Consider the following 16690-nt stretch of genomic DNA (forward strand, 5'->3'; position numbering starts at 1 on the left):
CCACGCTCCCTCAGTTGCCGGTCGTGAAACCGGTGATGTCGCCCACCCGGGCCAGCGAGGCGTGAGCCGCCGCCACGATCCGGTCGGGGGTGAACCCGAATTGCTCGAAGAGCACGGTGTGCGGGGCGCTCGCGCCGTAGTGCTCCAGGCTGACGCTCTCGCCGAGGTCACCGACGACGCCGCGCCAGGACATGGCGATGCCCGCCTCCACGCTCACCCGTGCCTTTACCCCGCGGGGGAGGACCGACTCCCGGTAGGCCTCATCCTGCTCGTAGAACCACTCCTGGCAGGGCATCGACACGACCCGGGTGGGGGTGCCGTCGGCCTCCAGCCGCTCCCGGGCGGTCAGGCAGAGCTGCACCTCGGAACCGGTGCCGACGATGATCACCTGCGGCTTGCCGTTGGACGCCTCGGCCAGCACGTAGCCGCCCTTAGCCACGCCGTCCACGCTGCCCAGGACGTCGCGGTCCAGGGTCGGCAGCGGCTGGCGGCTCAGCGCCAGGGCGGTCGGCCGGTCGGTGTGCTCAAGCGCCATCCGCCACGCCCAGGCGGTCTCGTTGGCGTCCGCCGGGCGGACCACGTCCAGGCCGGGGATGGCGCGCAGCGCGGTCAGGTGCTCCACCGGCTGGTGGGTCGGGCCGTCCTCGCCCAGGCCGATCGAGTCGTGCGTCCAGACGTAGGTCACCGGCAGCTTCATCAACGCGGCCAGCCGCACCGACGGCCGCATGTAGTCGCTGAACACCAGGAACGTGCCGCCGTACGGGCGGGTGCCGCCGTGCAGGGCGATGCCGTTGAGGATCGCGCCCATGGCGTGCTCACGGATGCCGAAGTGCAGCGTGCGGCCGTACTCGTGGCCCGGGAAGTCCTTGGTGGCGTGCGCGGCCGGAATGAACGACGGCTCGCCCTTCATCGTGGTGTTGTTGCTCTCGGCCAGGTCGGCCGAACCGCCCCAGAGCTCCGGCAGCACCGGCGCGAGGGCCTCCAGCACCTTACCGGACGCCGCCCGGGTGGCCACGCCCTTGGCGTCGGCGGGGAAGGTGGGCAGCGCGTCGGTCCAGCCGTCGGGCAGCACCCGGCCGGCCATCCGCTCGTAGAGTGCCGCGCGCTCCGGGTTGGCCTTCTTCCAGGCGTCGAACGCGGTGGTCCACTCCTGCTGGGCGTCGGAGCCGCGGCCCATCACCTGCCGGGCGTGGCCGAGCACCTCCTCGTCGACCTGGAAGGTCTGCTCCGCGTCGAAGCCGAGGATCTCCTTGGTGGCCTTCACCTCGTCGGCACCGAGCGCCGAGCCGTGGATCTTGCCGGTGTTCTGCTTGTTGGGCGCCGGCCAGCCGATGATCGTGCGCAGCGCGATGAAGGAGGGGCGCCCGGTCTCGGCCTTCGCCGCCACCAGCGCCCGGTGCAGGGCCTCGGCGTCCTCGTGGTACTCACCCTGGTCGGCGTCACCGCTGCGCCAGTCGACGGTCTGCACGTGCCAGCCGTACGCCTCGTAGCGGGCGGCCACGTCCTCGCTCTTGGCGATCCGGGTGTCGTCCTCGATCGAGATCTCGTTGTCGTCGTAGATCACCGTGAGGTTGCCCAGCTGCTGGTGCCCGGCCAGGGCGCTGGCCTCGTGGCTGATGCCCTCCTCGATGTCACCGTCGGAGACGATGCACCAGATGTCGTGGTCGAAGACCGACGCGCCGGGCTCGGCCTCCGGGTCGAACAGGCCGCGTTCGCGGCGGGCCGCCATGGCCATGCCGACGGCGTTGCCGAGGCCCTGCCCGAGCGGACCGGTGGTGGTCTCCACGCCGGGCGTGTGGCCGTGCTCGGGGTGACCCGGGGTGAGCGAGCCCCACTGCCGCAGCGACTTCAGGTCCTCAAGGCTCAGCGGGTACCCGGACAGGAACAGCTGGATGTAGAGGGTCAGGCTGGAGTGCCCGGCGGAGAGCACGAACCGGTCGCGGCCGGGCCAGTTCGGGTCGGCCGGGTTGTGTCGCATCACCCGGTTGAAGAGAAGGTACGCAGCAGGTGCCAGGCTCATCGCGGTGCCCGGGTGACCGTTGCCGGATTTCTCCACGGCATCCATGGCCAGCACGCGGACGGTGTCGACAGCCCGGCGATCGAGGTCGGACCAGTTGAGTTCGGAGTGCGCGGGTCGGTTGGCAGCCACGATGGTTGTGCTCCTCGGCAGATGGGCGGAACCCTCACTGATGACCCTATCGAGCGCCCCTAAACGCCCGCCCGGGGATCTCTGCATGCTGTGCAATACGTGGCGCGGCGCGATTCGTTCAACCCCGGTGGTGTGACGGCCCGCACCGTTGTCGGGTCGGCCGGGCAGCCAAAACGACGACGCGTAGTGTGTGGGTCGGTGTGCAGGCCCGCAGCGGGCCAGCCGAACCGATCCCCGTGCCGATGCCGGAAGGTGGCAATCCGTGAGCATGATCACCGAGCGCCCCGCGAGCAACCCCGCCGGGCAACCCCCGGTGCGCTCGGTCGAGCGTCCGGTGGCCCGGCGGGACGTGCGCGCGGTCGTCTCGGCGTACGTGTCGCTCACCAAGCCGCGGATCGTGGAGCTGCTGCTGGTCACGACCGTCCCGGCGATGATGCTCGCCGAGGGCGGCATGCCGTCGCTGTGGCTGATGGCGGTGGTGCTGATCGGCGGCTCGCTCGCGGCTGGCGCGGCAAGCGTGCTCAACTGCTACATCGACCGGGACATCGACCAGTTGATGCGGCGTACCAAGCGACGGCCGTTGCCGGCGCACACGGTGTCCCCGCGCAGCGCGCTGGTCTTCGGTCTGGTGCTGGCGGCGATCTCGATCGCGTTGATGGCGGCGTTCACGAATCTGCTCGCCGCGGCGCTGACTCTCGCCGCGATCGTCTACTACGACGTCGTCTACACCCTGTGGCTCAAGCGCTCCACCCCGACCAACACGTTCTGGGGTGGCGCCTGCGGGGCGGCTCCGGTGCTGATCGGGTGGGCGGCGGTGACCGGCTCTCTGGCACCTGCCGCGTGGGGGCTGTTCGCGGTGGTCTTCTTCTGGCAGATGCCGCACTTCTACCCCCTCGCGATGAAGTACAAGGACGACTACGCGCGGGCCGGCATCCCGATGCTGCCCGTGGTGGCGTCCACCCGCCGGGTGAACGCCGAGATCCTGATCTTCGCCTGGCTCACGGTGCTCACCTCCCTGGCCGTCTGGCCGCTGGGGCTCAGCGCGATCTACGGCGTGCCGACCCTCGTGGTGGGCGCCATCTTCATCGTCGAGGCGCACCGGCTCTGCCGGCGGGCGACCCGGGGCGAGGCGATCAAGCCGATGCGGCTGTTCCACTGGTCGACGACGTACCTGACGATCGTCTTCGTGGCCGTCGCACTCGACGCCCTGATCTGACGCTTCCTCAATCACGCGCGCGGCGCGGGTGTGGCCCGTTCGGTCCGGCGGTAGCGGAATCCAGTGACTAATCATGGCCATGGATGAGTTGTCCAGGTTTAACGTCACATCAGAGTAACTTTCGGCATGAGTCGGATCGGCTCAACCTGTGGTGCCTCAGGACTGATTTGGCGCGACGTTTCGCCAGTAAAAGTCCGGATATAAGCGGGCAGTTGACCTGTGCTCTTCCTTAAACCTGTAGGTAATTGGCATCACAAAAGCTTCATGGTTCTCGCCCGCACGAGTGGAACTCTGCTTAGGCTTCGCGTCATGGCAGATGGTTCCGATACGACGCTGACGGCCGAGCAGACCACCAGCGAGCAGGCGCCGCAGGGCTTGGTTGCGGGTCTCAGGTCGTTCGCCGCCGGACACGGCGGCGCGAAGGCGGTCATCGAGTACGTCGGCAAGCGTGGCGCACGAATCGTCCTCGTGGGCTCCGACGGTGCGTGGGGCGACCAGTTCGCCGAAGACACCGTCACGGCTCGTGAGGCGTGCGCCCAGGCGGGAGTCACCGTCGAGAACGCCTGGGAGCGTGAACTGATGGACCAGATGCGGCCGAGCAACGACCTCTGGCGGTCGATGGCCCGACGCACGATGGCCCGCTGAAAATAGAAATCTGAAACTGACCGACCACCACAGTCGACCCGGGGGAAACCCCGGGTCGCTTTTTCGTCAGCCGTACCCCCGGCACCGAAGCCCGCCGGGTGCGGCGCGCCAGGGTGGTGCTGACGGGTGCGACGGCAGGGCGGTGCGCCACGCAGTGCCGGCGGGTGCGGTGCGCCGAGAGCTGCGCGTGTCCGGCGGTGACAGGGAGCGCAACTCGACCCACAGCCAGCGGTCAGACCGGCCGATCCGGGGGAGATCCACTCGGGTTCCTTGAAACCGGGGCATCCACCTCACCCGGAAACCCCGATATCAAGGAACGTGAGCCGATGGAAGGCGTTTCGGCGGTGAGGGGCCGTCAGGCGGTGACGGGGACGGCTTCGGCTTCGGCGGCCGGGGCGGCGGCCCACGGACTCGGCGCTTCGGCGGGGCGGCGCTCACGTGTCGACCACTGCATCGAGAGGGTGGCCAGCAGCACCAGGCAGGAGCCGAGCATGTGCGCGCCCACCAGGAGCGCCGGCACGTGGGTGAAGTACTGCACGAAGCCGATGACCCCCTGGGACAACTCCACCGCCAGCAGGACGATGGCGGCCCGGGTGGCCCCTGCCGCGCCGACAGCCCGGAACGCGAAGATCAACGCCACCGTCAGGCCGATCAGCAGGAAGACGACATCGGCGTGGACCTGGGAGATCGACTCCGGGTCGAGCCCGTTGCGGGCCGCGCCGTGGTCGCCGGCGTGCGGGCCGCTGCCGGTGACCCAGGTGCCGACGACGAGCACGGCGACGCTGACGCCTGTGGTGATCCGGGCAAGGGTGCGCAGCGGCGTGGGCACAACGGGCACCGTGGGGCCGTCCGGGTCGCCGATCCGCCGCCAGAGGGCGTACGCGGCGGAGATCACCGCCATCGAGGCGAGGAAGTGCAGCCCGACGACCCACGGGTTGAGGTTGGTGAGCACCGTGATGCCACCGATCACGGCCTGGGCGGGGATGCCCAGGAAGACGGCTACGGCCAGCGGAAGGAGCCCGCGCCGGCGCGGCCGGTGTGCCAGCACGGCCAGCAGGGTGGCCAGCGCGATGAGGCCCACCGCGAAGGTCAGCATCCGGTTGCCGAACTCGATCACCCCGTGTACGCCCATCTCGGCCGTGTTGACGTACGACGTGTCGGTGCACCGGGGCCAGGTGGGGCAGCCGAGGCCCGAGGCGGTCAGACGGACGGCCCCGCCGGTGACGACGATGCCGACGTTCGCGATGATCGAGGCGAGCGCGAGGCGGCGCAGCAGGGTGCCGGAGACCGGACGGGCGATTCGGTTCACGGCGCAAATCCTACGCACCGTAGTGATCGAGGTTCGTCCGACTCGGTGGGGTCGGTGGTTCGGATCACCGGGACCCGGGTTTGCGACCCTCCGGGTAATTACGTAACGTTGGCGTTGTGAAAAACGCGGCGGCGCTCTCGGGGCAGCAGCCGATGGCCGCTGCGGCCGTCGGCGGGTCCGTCGTGACCACGCCTGTCGCACTCGCGGCGACCGAGACCTCCACCCGCGACCGGGTCACCCAGTTGCTGCTGGAGCGGGGCGCCACCACCGCCGCACAGCTCGGCGTGGCGTTGGGCCTGAGCCCGGCGGCGATCCGCCGACACCTGGACGCGATGCTCGCCGACGGTGACGTCGTCGCCCGTGAGCAGACGGTGCGGGGCAGCCGCGGTCGGGGGCGCCCGGCCAAGGTGTTCCTGCTGACCGACGCGGCCCGGGGCCGCTGTGGCACCCACCACTACGACAACATGGCCACCGCCGCGCTGCGCTGGATCGCCCGCAGCGGTGGCTCGAACGCCGTCGAGGCGTTCGCCACGGAGCAGGTGTCCGCCCTGGAGTCGCGGTGCCGCGCCGCCATGGAGGACGCCGGCGACGACCCCCTCGCGCGGGCGGAGGCACTCGCCGGAGCGCTCACCGCCGAGGGTTACGCTGCCAACGCGACCACGATCGCCTCCGGCGGCCAGCTCTGTCAGCACCACTGCCCGGTGGCGCACGTGGCCGCCGAGTTTCCCCAGCTGTGCGAGGCCGAGACCGCGGTGATCTCCCGCTTGGTCGGCACCCACGTGCAGCGCCTGGCAACCATCGCGCACGGCGACGGGGTGTGCACCACGCACATTCCGACCCAACCGAGCCGCGCACAGTCCGGTAATCCCGTCACCACTGTGAGGACAGATAGATGACCGAGCAGATCGTCCAGCCCCTGACGCAGGAAGAGCAGCTCGCCGCCCTGGGTCGCTACGAGTACGGCTGGTCCGACCCGGACGCCGCCGGGGCGGTCGCCCAGCGCGGCATCAACGAGGCGGTGGTGCGGGACATCTCGGCCAAGAAGAACGAGCCGGCCTGGATGCTCGACCTGCGCCTGAAGGGTCTGCGGCTGTTCGGCCGCAAGCCGATGCCGGCCTGGGGCGCGGACCTCACCGGCATCGACTTCGACAACATCAAGTACTTCGTGCGGTCCACCGAGAAGCAGGCCACCAGCTGGGAGGACCTGCCCGAGGACATCAAGAACACCTACGACCGGCTCGGCATCCCGGAGGCGGAGAAGCAGCGGCTGGTCGCCGGTGTCGCGGCGCAGTACGAGTCCGAGGTCGTCTACCACAAGATCCGTGAGGACCTTGAGGAGCAGGGCGTCCTGTTCCTGGACACCGACACCGCGCTGCGCGAGCACGAGGACGTCTTCAAGGAGTACTTCGGCACGGTGATCCCGGTCGGCGACAACAAGTTCGCCGCGTTGAACACCTCCGTATGGTCCGGTGGCTCGTTCATCTACGTGCCGAAGGGTGTGCAGGTGGAGATCCCGCTGCAGGCCTACTTCCGGATCAACACGGAGAACATGGGCCAGTTCGAGCGGACGCTGATCATCGTCGACGAGGGTGCGTACGTGCACTACGTCGAGGGCTGCACCGCGCCGCTCTACTCCTCCGACTCGCTGCACAGCGCGGTCGTGGAGATCATCGTCAAGAAGAACGCGCGTTGCCGCTACACGACCATCCAGAACTGGTCGAACAACGTCTACAACCTGGTCACCAAGCGCGCCGTCTGCCACGAGGGCGCGACGATGGAGTGGGTCGACGGCAACATCGGCTCCAAGGTGACAATGAAGTACCCGGCGGTCTACATGACCGGCGAGCACGCCAAGGGCGAGGTGCTCTCGGTGGCGATGGCCGGCGAGGGCCAGCACCAGGACGCGGGCGCCAAGATGGTGCACGCCGCGCCGCACACCTCCTCGAACATCATCTCGAAGTCGATCGCCCGGGGCGGCGGCCGCACCTCGTACCGGGGTCTGGTGCAGGTGCTGGAGGGTTCGCACCACAGCCGGAGCACTGTCAAGTGCGACGCGCTGCTTGTCGACACCATCTCCCGCTCGGACACCTACCCGTACGTCGACATCCGCGAGGACGACGTGTCGATGGGGCACGAGGCGACCGTCTCCAAGATCAGCGACGACCAGCTCTTCTACCTGATGAGCCGCGGCCTGAGCGAGGACGAGGCGATGGCCATGATCGTGCGTGGCTTCATCGAGCCGATCGCCAAGGAGCTCCCGATGGAGTACGCCCTGGAGCTCAACCGTCTGATCGAACTCCAGATGGAGGGCGCGGTCGGCTGACCCAGCCGGCTGACCCCGCCCGACCCGTCGGGCGAAACGCGGCCGGCCCGAGCCAGCTCAGCTGGGCGGACCGTGCCGCGACCAGCCCGACCGATCCTCCGATCAATCGCAGAACAGACCAAGGAAGACATGACTACCCAGGCTTCCGCGCCACCGCCCAGCACCAAGTCGCAGGCGCTGCGCTCGTACGACGTCGCCGACTTCCCGGCCCTCACCGGCCTGGAGGAGGAGTGGCGTTTCACCCCGCTCAAGCGCCTCCGCGGCCTGGCCACGGCTGACACCTCGGCCGCCACCGGTCGGGGCGTCACAGTGGAGCACCCGAACCTGCCGGCCGGAGTGTCGGTGCGGCTCGTCGAGCCGTCCGACGCCAGTGTCGCGTCGGTGCTGGTGCCGGTCGACCGGGTCAGCGCGCTGGCCCACGGCGGGGCGGCACGGGTCGCGCTGGTCGAGGTGGCGGCCGAGGCCGTCGTGTCCGAGCCGGTGGTCGTGCGGCTGCTGGGCGCGTTTCCCGAGGAGCTGTCCCTGGCCCGCACCCAGGTGCAGGTGGGCCGGTTCGCGGAGGCCACCGTCGTGTTCTCCCAGGAGGGCTCGGTCACGCTCGCCGACAACGTCGAGGTAACGGTCGCCGACGGCGCCAAGCTGACCCTTGTCACCGTCGCGGACTGGGCCGAGGACGCGGTGCAGGCGCAGCACCTCAAGATCAAGCTGGGTCGGGACGCCCGGGTGGTGCACGTCCAGGTCACCCTCGGCGGCAACCTCGTCCGGCAGTTCACAAGCGTGGAATACACCGGTCGAGGTGGCGAGGCCGAGCTGTACGGCGTCTACTTCGCCGACTCCGGCCAGCACCTTGAGCACCGGCAGTTGGTCGACCACAACGTGCCGGACTGCCGCAGCTACGTCGGCTACCGGGGCGCCCTGCAGGGCGCGGACGCCCACACCGTCTGGGTGGGCGACGTGATCATCCAGGCCGAGGCGACCGGCACCGACACGTACGAGATCAACCGGAACCTGCTGCTCACCGACGGCGCGCGGGCGGACTCCGTACCCAATCTGGAGATCGAGACCGGCGAGATCGCCGGTGCCGGTCACGCCAGCGCGACAGGCCGCTTCGACGACGAGCAGCTGTTCTACCTGATGGCCCGGGGCATCCCGGAGGGTGAGGCCCGCCGCCTGGTGGTCCGCGGCTTCTTCGCCGAGCTGATCAACAAGATCCCTGTGGAGTCGCTGCGCGAGCGCCTCGGTGACGCCATCGAGGCCCGGCTCACCAAGGCCGGCGCCTGATGATCCGGATCTGTTCGACCGAGGACGTGCCGAAGGGCACCGCGATCAGCGCGGACGTCGACGGTACCCCGATCGCGCTTGTGCACGGCGAGGACGGCGAGTTCTACGCCGCGTACGACGAGTGCTCGCACGCCGCTGTCGCGCTGTCCGAGGGCGAGGTCGACGGCTGCACGCTGGAGTGCTGGCTGCACGGCTCCCGCTTCGACCTGCGCACCGGGCAGCCCACCGGCCTGCCGGCCACCGAACCCGTACCCGTCTACCCCGTCGAAGTCCGCGACGGCGACATCTACCTCAGCCTGACGCCGAGTAATGGAGTGACGCGATAATGAGCACCCTGGAGATCCGCGACCTGAAGGTGTCGGTCAAGCTGCCCGAGGGTGAGCTCAAGCCGATCCTGGCCGGCGTCGACCTGACCGTGAAGTCGGGGGAAACCCACGCGATCATGGGCCCGAACGGTTCCGGCAAGTCCACCCTGGCGTACTCGATCGCCGGCCACCCGAAGTACGAGATCACCGGCGGCACCGTCACGCTCGACGGCGAGGACGTGCTGGCCATGACCGTCGACGAGCGGGCGCGCGCCGGCCTCTTCCTGGCCATGCAGTACCCGGTTGAGGTCCCCGGCGTCTCGGTGGCCAACTTCCTGCGTACCGCGAAGACCGCCATCGACGGCGAGGCGCCGAAGCTGCGCACCTGGGGCGGCGAGCTGCGCGGCGCCATGGAGCGCCTGCAGATGGACCCGGCGTTCGCCCAGCGCAACGTCAACGAGGGCTTCTCCGGTGGTGAGAAGAAGCGGCACGAGATCGTCCAGCTGGAGCTGCTCAAGCCGAAGATCGCGATCCTCGACGAGACCGACTCCGGCCTCGACGTGGACGCGCTGCGCGTGGTGAGCGAGGGCGTCAACCGGGTCCGCGACAACGGCGACACCGGCGTGCTGCTGATCACCCACTACACGCGGATCCTGCGCTACATCAAGCCGGACTTCGTGCACGTCTTCGTGGCCGGCCGGATCGTCGAGCAGGGCGGCTCGGAGCTTGCCGACAAGCTCGAAGCCGAGGGCTACGAGCGGTACGCCGCCGGAGCTGGCACGGCCCGGGCCTGACCGAGAGAGGCGCTGCCGAGATGACCAGCATCGCGATCCCGCAGGGGATGCCGCAGTACGACGACGAGCCGCGTTTCGACGTGGCCCGGGTGCGCGCCGACTTCCCGATCCTGGAGCGGGAGATCAACGGTCACCCGCTGGTCTACCTCGACAGCGCCAACACCTCGCACAAGCCGCGGCAGGTGCTCGACGTGCTCGCCGAGCACTACGCGCGGCACAACGCCAACGTGTCGCGCTCGGTGCACACCCTGGGCACCGAGGCCACCGAGGCGTACGAGGGGGCACGGGCCAAGATCGCCGCGTTCATCAACGCGCCGAGCCCGGACGAGGTGGTGTTCACCAAGAACTCCACCGAGGCGATCAACATCGTGGCGTACGCCTTCTCCAACGCCTCGCTGCGCCCCGACGGTGACCCCCGGTTCCGGCTCGGTCCCGGCGACGAGGTGGTGATCTCCGAGATGGAGCACCACTCGAACATCGTTCCGTGGCAGCTGCTCTGCGAGCGGACGGGCGCGACCCTGCGCTGGTTCCCGGTCACCGACCAGGGCCGGCTCGACGAGTCGGGCCTGGACGACCTGGTCACCGAGCGGACGAAGATCGTTTCGCTGGTGCACATGTCGAACATCCTCGGCACTGTCAACGCCACCTCCCGGATCACCGCGCGGGTCCGCGAGGTGGGCGCCCTGCTGCTGCTGGACTGCTCGCAGTCGGTGCCGCACCTGCCCATCGACGTGGTCGACCTGGACGCCGACTACATCGTGTTCACCGGGCACAAGATGTGCGGCCCCACCGGCATCGGTGTGCTCTGGGGTCGGGGGGAACTGCTCGCGGCCATGCCGCCGGTGTTCGGCGGCGGCTCGATGATCGAGACGGTCACCATGGCCCGGTCGACGTTCGCCGCGCCGCCGGCCCGGTTCGAGGCGGGCACCCCGCCGATCGCCGAGGCGGTCGCGCTCGGCGCGGCGGTGGACTACCTGACCGGGATCGGCATGCAGGCCATCCAGTGGCACGAGAAGGAACTGACGGCGTACGCGCTGGAAGCCCTCGGCTCGGTGCGCGACCTGCGGATCTTCGGCCCGACAGTGCCTGTCGGCCGGGGCGGCACCATCTCGTTCGCGCTCGGTGACGTGCACCCGCACGACGTGGGCCAGGTGCTCGACTCGCTCGGCGTGCAGGTGCGGGTGGGCCACCACTGTGCCAAGCCGGTGTGCAGCCGGTTCGGTGTACCGGCGATGACCCGGGCCTCGTTCTACCTCTACACCACCACCGAGGAGATCGACGCTCTGGTGGCCGGTCTGGAGCAGGTGCGGAAGGTGTTCGACTGATGGTGCAGCTCGACCAGCTCTACCAGGAGATCATCCTGGATCACTACAAGCATCCGCACGGGCGTGGCCTGCGCGACGCCGACGACGCGGGTGACCGGGTCGCGGAGGCGCACCACGTCAACCCGACCTGCGGCGACGAGGTCACCGTCCGGGTGGCCACCGACGGCGCCGTGCTGCACGACATCTCGTACGACGGGATGGGGTGCTCGATCAGCCAGGCCTCGGCGAGCGTGCTGCACGAGTTGCTGCGCGGCCGGGACGCCGGGGAAGCTTTCGAGGTGCACGAGGCGTTCGTCGAGTTGATGTCCGGTCGTGGTCAGGTCACGCCGGACGAGGACGTACTCGGTGACGGGGTGGCTTTCGCGGGTGTTGCCCGCTATCCCGCCCGGGTCAAGTGCGCGCTGCTGCCGTGGATGGCGTTCAAGGACGCTGCGGCACGCGCCGGTGTGGGCGCGAGCCCGGAGGTGAAGGCGTGAGCGACCGGCAGCGCGGGAATCACAGGTGCAAAGCGGTGGTGCCGGATGGCATCACGCAGCGAAGCGGAGGGACGGCATGAGCGAGAACACCGCTACCGCGGCGACGCCGGAGGCTGGTGACGCCACCGCGGCGCCGCAGACCGACGCCGTGACGACCGACGGTGCCGCGACGCCGGGTGCCGGCGACGCCGCCACCCCGACGGCCGGCGTCAGCAAGGCCATGATCGCCGACATCGAGGAGGCGATGAAGGACGTCGTCGACCCCGAGCTGGGCATCAACGTGGTCGACCTCGGCCTGGTGTACGGCGTGCACGTCGACGACGAGAACGTCGCCACCCTGGACATGACGCTCACCTCGGCGGCGTGCCCGCTGACCGACGTGATCGAGGACCAGACCCGGCAGGCGCTTACCACCGGCCCGGGCGGCGGCCTGGTCAACGACATCCGGATCAACTGGGTGTGGCTCCCGCCGTGGGGGCCGGACAAGATCACCGACGAGGGTCGGGACCAGCTCCGTTCCCTCGGCTTCAACGTCTGAGCAGGCCACACCCGGTCAGCTCTGCCCGTCGAGCGCGATGCCCCACCAGGGCGTCGCGCTCGACGCGTTCCAGAGCCGCACCAGCACCGAACGTGCTGCCCTCTGAGCCCGCAGGCAGCACTTTTCCCGCCAACATCTTCAGGTGAGGGCGGGTCGCCGGGGAAATCGGTGGCAGGGGCGTGGGGTGGGGATGCAGGATGCGCTTGTGATTGAGGCGTACCCGACCCAGACCCCTGTTCGTGCGGCGACTGCCGTGCGGCGACAGCGGCTGGCGCGGGCACGCGTCTCGGTCCGGCACCGACGTCGGTGAGCGTCTTCCTGGCCGGCACGGTGGCTGGCTACGGCGTCGCCATCCCGGTCGGTGCGATCGCCGTCCTCATCCTCGGGCTCAGTGCCCGTACCTCGTTCCGGGTCGGTGCGGCGGCGGCGCTCGCGGTGGCGACGGCTGACGGCCTGTACGCGGCGGTCGCGGTGCTCGGCGGCGCCGGCCTGGCGGGTGCCATCGCGCCGGTCGCCGGCCCGCTGCGGGTGCTCGCCGCGGTGGTCCTGTTGGGGCTGGCCGCACACGGTCTCTGGCGGACCTGGGCGGCCCACCGCTCTGAGCAGGCGTCCGCGCCGGTGGTGGGCAGGTCCTCGCCGAGCGGTCGGGGTTTGAGCACTCCGGGGCGGGCCTACGCAGCGGTGCTCGGGTTGACCCTGTTGAACCCGATGACAGTGCTGTACTTCGCCGCGCTGGTGCTGGGCCGTTCGGGAACCGCCGACGTGGGCATGATCGACGCGACGCTGTTCGTGACCGGTGTGTTCCTGGCGTCGGCGAGCTGGCAACTGCTCGTCGCGGGCGGCGGCACGATGGTCGGGCGGGCGCTGACCGGACCGCGCGGGCGGCTGGTCACCGGTCTGGTCTCCAGCGCGCTCATCGCCGCGCTGGCGGTGGCCGCCATGCTGCCCGGCTGATCGGTCCGCGCCGCTGTCGTCACCCGCACCTGTCAGTCGGGTCCCTGTCGAGCCGCGCTCGGCCGGCCCACGACGCCGGCGTCGTCCTCGTCGCTCAGCGGCCAGCCCTGGATGTGAAGGCTCGCCCGGGCGCTACGCCGACGCCTTCGGGAGGCCACACCCGGGCTGTCATGATCAGACGAGCGGTCGTCTGCCCGGTGCGCGCGTCGAGCACTGTGACGAGGTAGGCCGTGCGCTTGTCGCCGATCAGGGGATGCCCGGCGAGTTCGGTGAGCCTGGCGTTCAGTACGGAGGTCACCACGACGGTTCCGTTCCCGACGCCAGGTGGAAGGTTTCCGGGCGCATCGTGGGTCCAGAGTTCCCTGCCGGTGGCGGCGTCCACAGCGGTGAGTCGCGAACCGCGCCGCACGACCCAGATGTCGTCGCCAGCCACGCCTGCCGTGGCCGCCGGCAGTGTGTAGTCCGAGCTGGCCGTCAGGAGCGGGCCGGTCATGCGCCACTGCCCGTCGTCGAGGTTGACGGTGGCGGTGTCGGTCATCTCGCCGTCTGTGAACGTCGGCAGGTAGAGACGGCTCTTGTAGTAGCGCGGCGGGTGGGTGCGGTCGCCCGTGCGTTCCTCGCAGGGCATGCCCCGGGTGGTCCAGAGGATCTGACCTCCCCGGGCGGCGGCGAACTGGCAGTCGCCGGCGTCCAGCACCACAGTGTCGCCGATGACGGCTTTCGCGTCGCCGCGTGTGGTGCCGATCACCTGGTCGTCGGCCCCGCCTACCACTGTCGACCCGGGCACGCGCGATCCCCGGACTGCCTCCTGAGCGGGCATCACGACGACTGTGGGGGCGACGGTGATGCCGTCGGTGGTGAGTGATTTCCGGTGGGACATGGCGCCGATCACGGGGGCGCGGACGCCCTGGGGGCCCGTCGCCGTCCACACCACGCCCCCGGTGGTCCCGTACCCGGTGTAGGCGCATCCGGGGCCGGGGAGGAGGCAGTCGCGCAGCACGACGATGCCGGTGCCCATGGCGACCACTTCCTGGCGAAAGACCCTGTCTGTGGTGGATCCATGAGAGGGCATCGGTCGCTCCCACAGCAGCGAGCCCTGGGCGTCGAAGTACCTGCTCTGCTCGTTGTTCTGCACGAAGATGCCGCCGTCCGGGCCGACGTAGACCCGGCCGTTGCTCCTCTGGATCGTGAAGAGCTCCGCACCCGTCTCCGGGTCGTGCCCCCACAGCTTTCCGTCGTTGCTCGTGAGTCTCCTCGTCGATGGGTGGCGGTGACTGCCGCCGGCAACGGTCCGATACAGCAATCGGTCGGCGGGAGCGTACTAAGGACAGTCAATGTCCCGACGCTGACGGATCAGGCCGACGCTCTGCCTCCAGCGCGTCACCACGGCGCTCGGCCGGGCGATGGGGTGGCCGGGCGGGCCGCAGGCACTGCGGTGCCGTAGGTTCGGGCACATGAGCAGCCGACCCGCAGCCGGAGGGGGCCGCTGGGTCGAGGTCGACCCGGCCCGCGTCGGGCGCTGGGTCGAGGGCTTCGCCGACCGGCACGGCCCGCCCACCACGACCATCCAGGGGTACGGGCTGCTGCTCACCGCCCCCGACGGGGCCACAGCCGAGCTGCACGCCCCGCCCGGCGCGGACCCCGGCGGCGACCTGCAGGGGTTTCTCGCCGCTGCCGCCGCCCCACGCCGGATCGGGCTGTTGCTGGCGCGAAAGAGCGCCGTGGCGATGGGCGTGGCTGCGGGGGAGGGCCTGGTCGTCTCCAAGGTGGACAGTCGCTACGTGCAGGGTCGTACCGCCGCCGGCGGCTGGTCCCAGCACCGCTTCGCCCGTCGGCGCGACAACCAGGCGAAGGCCGCGCTCGGCGAGGCTGTCGAACTCGCGGTACGGCTGCTGCTGCCCGAGGTCGGCACGCTCGACGCCGTGGTGGCCGGAGGCGATCGCCGCACTGTCGACGGCATCCTCGCCGACCGGCGCCTGGCTCCGCTGGCCGCGCTGCGGGCCGAGCGGTTGCTTGACGTTCCCGAGCCTCGACACGCTGTGCTTGTCGCCTCGGTGGCGGCCGCCCGGGCGGTCCGCATCCTGGTCCGGGATCCCGCTCCGCCCGCCTGACCAGGCTTCGGCTGCGCGGCGAGACCGAGCCCGGTGATGCGAAAGGGCGCCCCGACGGCCGGGACCGGCCGTCGAGACGCCCGCGTCGGCGTCGTCGACCCGTCAGAGCTGGTCGGTGCCGAAGGTGTCGCAGGCCTTCGGGTCGCCCCGGTCGTAGCCCTGCTGGAACCAGCGCTGCCGCTGCTCGGAGGTGCCGTGGGTGAACTGGTCGGGGTTGACCTGCCCACCGGAGCGCTCCTGGATGCTGTCGTCGCCGATCGCCTCGGCGGCCTGCATGGCCTCGCTGATGTCGGCCTGCGTGATCGACTTGAACAGCGGCTCCTGGCCGGTCTTGTCCTTGCTCTCGGTGGCGTACTTGGCCCAGGCTCCGGCGTAGCAGTCAGCCTGCAACTCCAACCGGACGGACGCGGAGCGGGGGCCGCTCTGGTCGCCCCGGCCGGCCTTCTCGTTGGTGCCGAGCAGGTTCTGGACGTGGTGGCCGTACTCGTGGGCGAGCACGTAGGGCTGGGCGAACTCACCCTTGGCGCCGAACCGGGAGGCCAGCTCGTCGTAGAAGCTCAGGTCGATGTACACCTGCCGGTCGGCTGGGCAGTAGAACGGGCCCACACCCGAGTCGGCCTGCCCGCAGCCGGTGTTGACCGCAGCCTGGAAGAAGTTGGTGTCGGTCGGCTCGTACTTTCCGTTGCCCACCTCCGGGTACGCCTTCTGCCAGTACGCCTGGATGCTGTTGACGTAGAGCACGTTGCGGCACCGTACGTCGTCGAAGCGCTGGGGGTTGTCACGCGAGCACAGCTGTTCCAGGTCGGTGCCGCCGGCCTGCCCGCCGCCCTCGTCGCCGTTGGTCATGGCGTTCAGGCCGAACCCGCCACCGAGGAGCGCGATCAGGACGGTCACCACGATGCCGATGATCCCGCCGCGCCCACCGCCGCCGGGCAGGGGAATGCCGAGGCCACCGCCGCCTCCGCCGCCGCGTCCCCGGTCGTTGACCTGGGACGTGTCGAGTTCGGCCCGCTCGTTGAGTTCCATGCTGACCCCGATCGCCGTATGCCGGTGAATGTCTTTTTGATGTCGTTCTGTCATGGCTGTCCGGAAGGGGGTCCGGACAGCGGTTCCGGTACCCGATGATCTTGATTGGTAATCCGGCAGGGCATCCAGCCGCGCCCGGTACACTTGTCAGGTGCTGCGCTGCGAAGGCTGAACCGCCCCGCGCCGTCGGGCCCTTGAGCCCGCCGGCCGTTTCGCGTGCCCCGAGTCAGCCTTCCGG

At 70.0% G+C, this 16690-nt stretch carries 16 protein-coding genes; 12 read left to right on the top strand and 4 right to left on the bottom strand.

Annotation, left to right across the window (positions count from 1 at the left end):
• Window positions 1–10: 10 nt before the first annotated feature.
• Window positions 11–2149, bottom strand: a complete 2139-nt coding sequence (gene tkt, locus F4558_RS05345; protein ID WP_053657002.1) for a transketolase — start codon at window positions 2147–2149, stop codon at window positions 11–13.
• Window positions 2150–2411: 262 nt separating this feature from the next.
• On the opposite strand from tkt, the gene F4558_RS05350 reads away from it, so the two are divergent.
• Window positions 2412–3365, top strand: a complete 954-nt coding sequence (locus tag F4558_RS05350) for a heme o synthase (protein WP_053657005.1) — start codon at window positions 2412–2414, stop codon at window positions 3363–3365.
• Between the two features lie 309 nt (window positions 3366–3674).
• Entirely contained in the window at window positions 3675–4010 is a 336-nt protein-coding gene (locus tag F4558_RS05355; RefSeq protein WP_053657007.1) for a hypothetical protein, read from the top strand.
• Window positions 4011–4365: 355 nt separating this feature from the next.
• On the opposite strand, the gene F4558_RS05360 is transcribed toward F4558_RS05355, so the two are convergent.
• Window positions 4366–5337 carry a COX15/CtaA family protein gene (locus tag F4558_RS05360; RefSeq protein WP_167943350.1) on the bottom strand — a complete coding sequence of 324 codons (972 nt, stop codon included), beginning with the start codon at window positions 5335–5337 and terminating at the stop codon, window positions 4366–4368.
• Between the two features lie 98 nt (window positions 5338–5435).
• Between F4558_RS05360 and F4558_RS05365 the strand changes: the two genes are divergently transcribed.
• The 9 genes from F4558_RS05365 to F4558_RS05405 all read left to right on the top strand — a co-directional run bounded on the left by F4558_RS05365 (window position 5436) and on the right by F4558_RS05405 (window position 13315).
• On the top strand, window positions 5436–6215 hold the full coding sequence (locus F4558_RS05365; protein ID WP_053657011.1) for a helix-turn-helix transcriptional regulator: 780 nt from the start codon (window positions 5436–5438) through the stop codon (window positions 6213–6215).
• Window positions 6212–7642: a Fe-S cluster assembly protein SufB gene (gene sufB / locus F4558_RS05370; protein ID WP_053657013.1), complete on the top strand. Its 1431-nt coding sequence runs from the start codon at window positions 6212–6214 to the stop codon at window positions 7640–7642. The genes F4558_RS05365 and sufB overlap by 4 nt, the downstream gene beginning before the upstream one ends.
• A 129-nt stretch (window positions 7643–7771) precedes the next feature.
• Window positions 7772–8923 carry a Fe-S cluster assembly protein SufD gene (gene sufD, locus F4558_RS05375; protein ID WP_053657015.1) on the top strand — a complete coding sequence of 384 codons (1152 nt, stop codon included), beginning with the start codon at window positions 7772–7774 and terminating at the stop codon, window positions 8921–8923.
• Entirely contained in the window at window positions 8923–9249 is a 327-nt protein-coding gene (locus F4558_RS05380; protein WP_053657017.1) for a non-heme iron oxygenase ferredoxin subunit, read from the top strand. Before sufD ends, F4558_RS05380 begins: the two co-directional genes overlap by 1 nt.
• Window positions 9249–10022, top strand: coding sequence for a Fe-S cluster assembly ATPase SufC (gene sufC, locus F4558_RS05385; RefSeq protein WP_053657019.1), 774 nt, complete (start codon window positions 9249–9251; stop codon window positions 10020–10022). Before F4558_RS05380 ends, sufC begins: the two co-directional genes overlap by 1 nt.
• 20 nt (window positions 10023–10042) lie before the next feature.
• Window positions 10043–11347 (top strand): cysteine desulfurase, encoded by a 1305-nt coding sequence (locus tag F4558_RS05390; protein WP_053657021.1) that lies wholly within the window; start codon window positions 10043–10045, stop codon window positions 11345–11347.
• Window positions 11348–11349: 2 nt separating this feature from the next.
• Entirely contained in the window at window positions 11350–11823 is a 474-nt protein-coding gene (gene sufU, locus F4558_RS05395) for a Fe-S cluster assembly sulfur transfer protein SufU (RefSeq protein WP_053657071.1), read from the top strand.
• A 76-nt stretch (window positions 11824–11899) separates the two neighbouring features.
• Window positions 11900–12361 (top strand): metal-sulfur cluster assembly factor, encoded by a 462-nt coding sequence (locus F4558_RS05400; protein WP_053657023.1) that lies wholly within the window; start codon window positions 11900–11902, stop codon window positions 12359–12361.
• Between the two features lie 306 nt (window positions 12362–12667).
• On the top strand, window positions 12668–13315 hold the full coding sequence (locus tag F4558_RS05405; RefSeq protein ID WP_167943351.1) for a LysE family transporter: 648 nt from the start codon (window positions 12668–12670) through the stop codon (window positions 13313–13315).
• A gap of 94 nt (window positions 13316–13409) precedes the next feature.
• Here F4558_RS05405 and F4558_RS05410 read toward each other — a convergent pair whose 3' ends face one another.
• On the bottom strand, window positions 13410–14618 hold the full coding sequence (locus F4558_RS05410; protein ID WP_167943352.1) for an outer membrane protein assembly factor BamB family protein: 1209 nt from the start codon (window positions 14616–14618) through the stop codon (window positions 13410–13412).
• A 151-nt stretch (window positions 14619–14769) separates the two neighbouring features.
• Here F4558_RS05410 and F4558_RS05415 point away from each other — a divergent pair, with 151 nt between their 5' ends.
• The gene (locus tag F4558_RS05415; RefSeq protein ID WP_167943353.1) at window positions 14770–15426 is read left to right on the top strand and encodes an acVLRF1 family peptidyl-tRNA hydrolase; all 657 of its coding nucleotides are present in this window, start codon (window positions 14770–14772) and stop codon (window positions 15424–15426) included.
• A gap of 102 nt (window positions 15427–15528) precedes the next feature.
• Here the strand turns inward: F4558_RS05415 and ypfJ are convergent, their stop codons facing one another.
• Window positions 15529–16452, bottom strand: coding sequence for a KPN_02809 family neutral zinc metallopeptidase (gene ypfJ, locus F4558_RS05420; RefSeq protein WP_053657031.1), 924 nt, complete (start codon window positions 16450–16452; stop codon window positions 15529–15531).
• Window positions 16453–16690 lie beyond the last annotated feature (238 nt).

Source organism: Micromonospora profundi (assembly GCF_011927785.1).
In the GTDB taxonomy this organism is placed as follows: Bacteria; Actinomycetota; Actinomycetes; order Mycobacteriales; family Micromonosporaceae; genus Micromonospora; species Micromonospora profundi.

Coding starts and splice junctions, on each gene's coding strand:
- F4558_RS05355 (WP_053657007.1), top strand. CDS start 3,675: ATGGCAGATGGTTCCGATACGACGCTGACGGCCGAGCAGACCACCAGC.
- sufB (WP_053657013.1), top strand. CDS start 6,212: ATGACCGAGCAGATCGTCCAGCCCCTGACGCAGGAAGAGCAGCTCGCC.
- sufD (WP_053657015.1), top strand. CDS start 7,772: ATGACTACCCAGGCTTCCGCGCCACCGCCCAGCACCAAGTCGCAGGCG.
- F4558_RS05380 (WP_053657017.1), top strand. CDS start 8,923: ATGATCCGGATCTGTTCGACCGAGGACGTGCCGAAGGGCACCGCGATC.
- sufC (WP_053657019.1), top strand. CDS start 9,249: ATGAGCACCCTGGAGATCCGCGACCTGAAGGTGTCGGTCAAGCTGCCC.
- F4558_RS05390 (WP_053657021.1), top strand. CDS start 10,043: ATGACCAGCATCGCGATCCCGCAGGGGATGCCGCAGTACGACGACGAG.
- F4558_RS05400 (WP_053657023.1), top strand. CDS start 11,900: ATGAGCGAGAACACCGCTACCGCGGCGACGCCGGAGGCTGGTGACGCC.
- F4558_RS05415 (WP_167943353.1), top strand. CDS start 14,770: ATGAGCAGCCGACCCGCAGCCGGAGGGGGCCGCTGGGTCGAGGTCGAC.
- ypfJ (WP_053657031.1), bottom strand. CDS start 16,452: ATGGAACTCAACGAGCGGGCCGAACTCGACACGTCCCAGGTCAACGAC.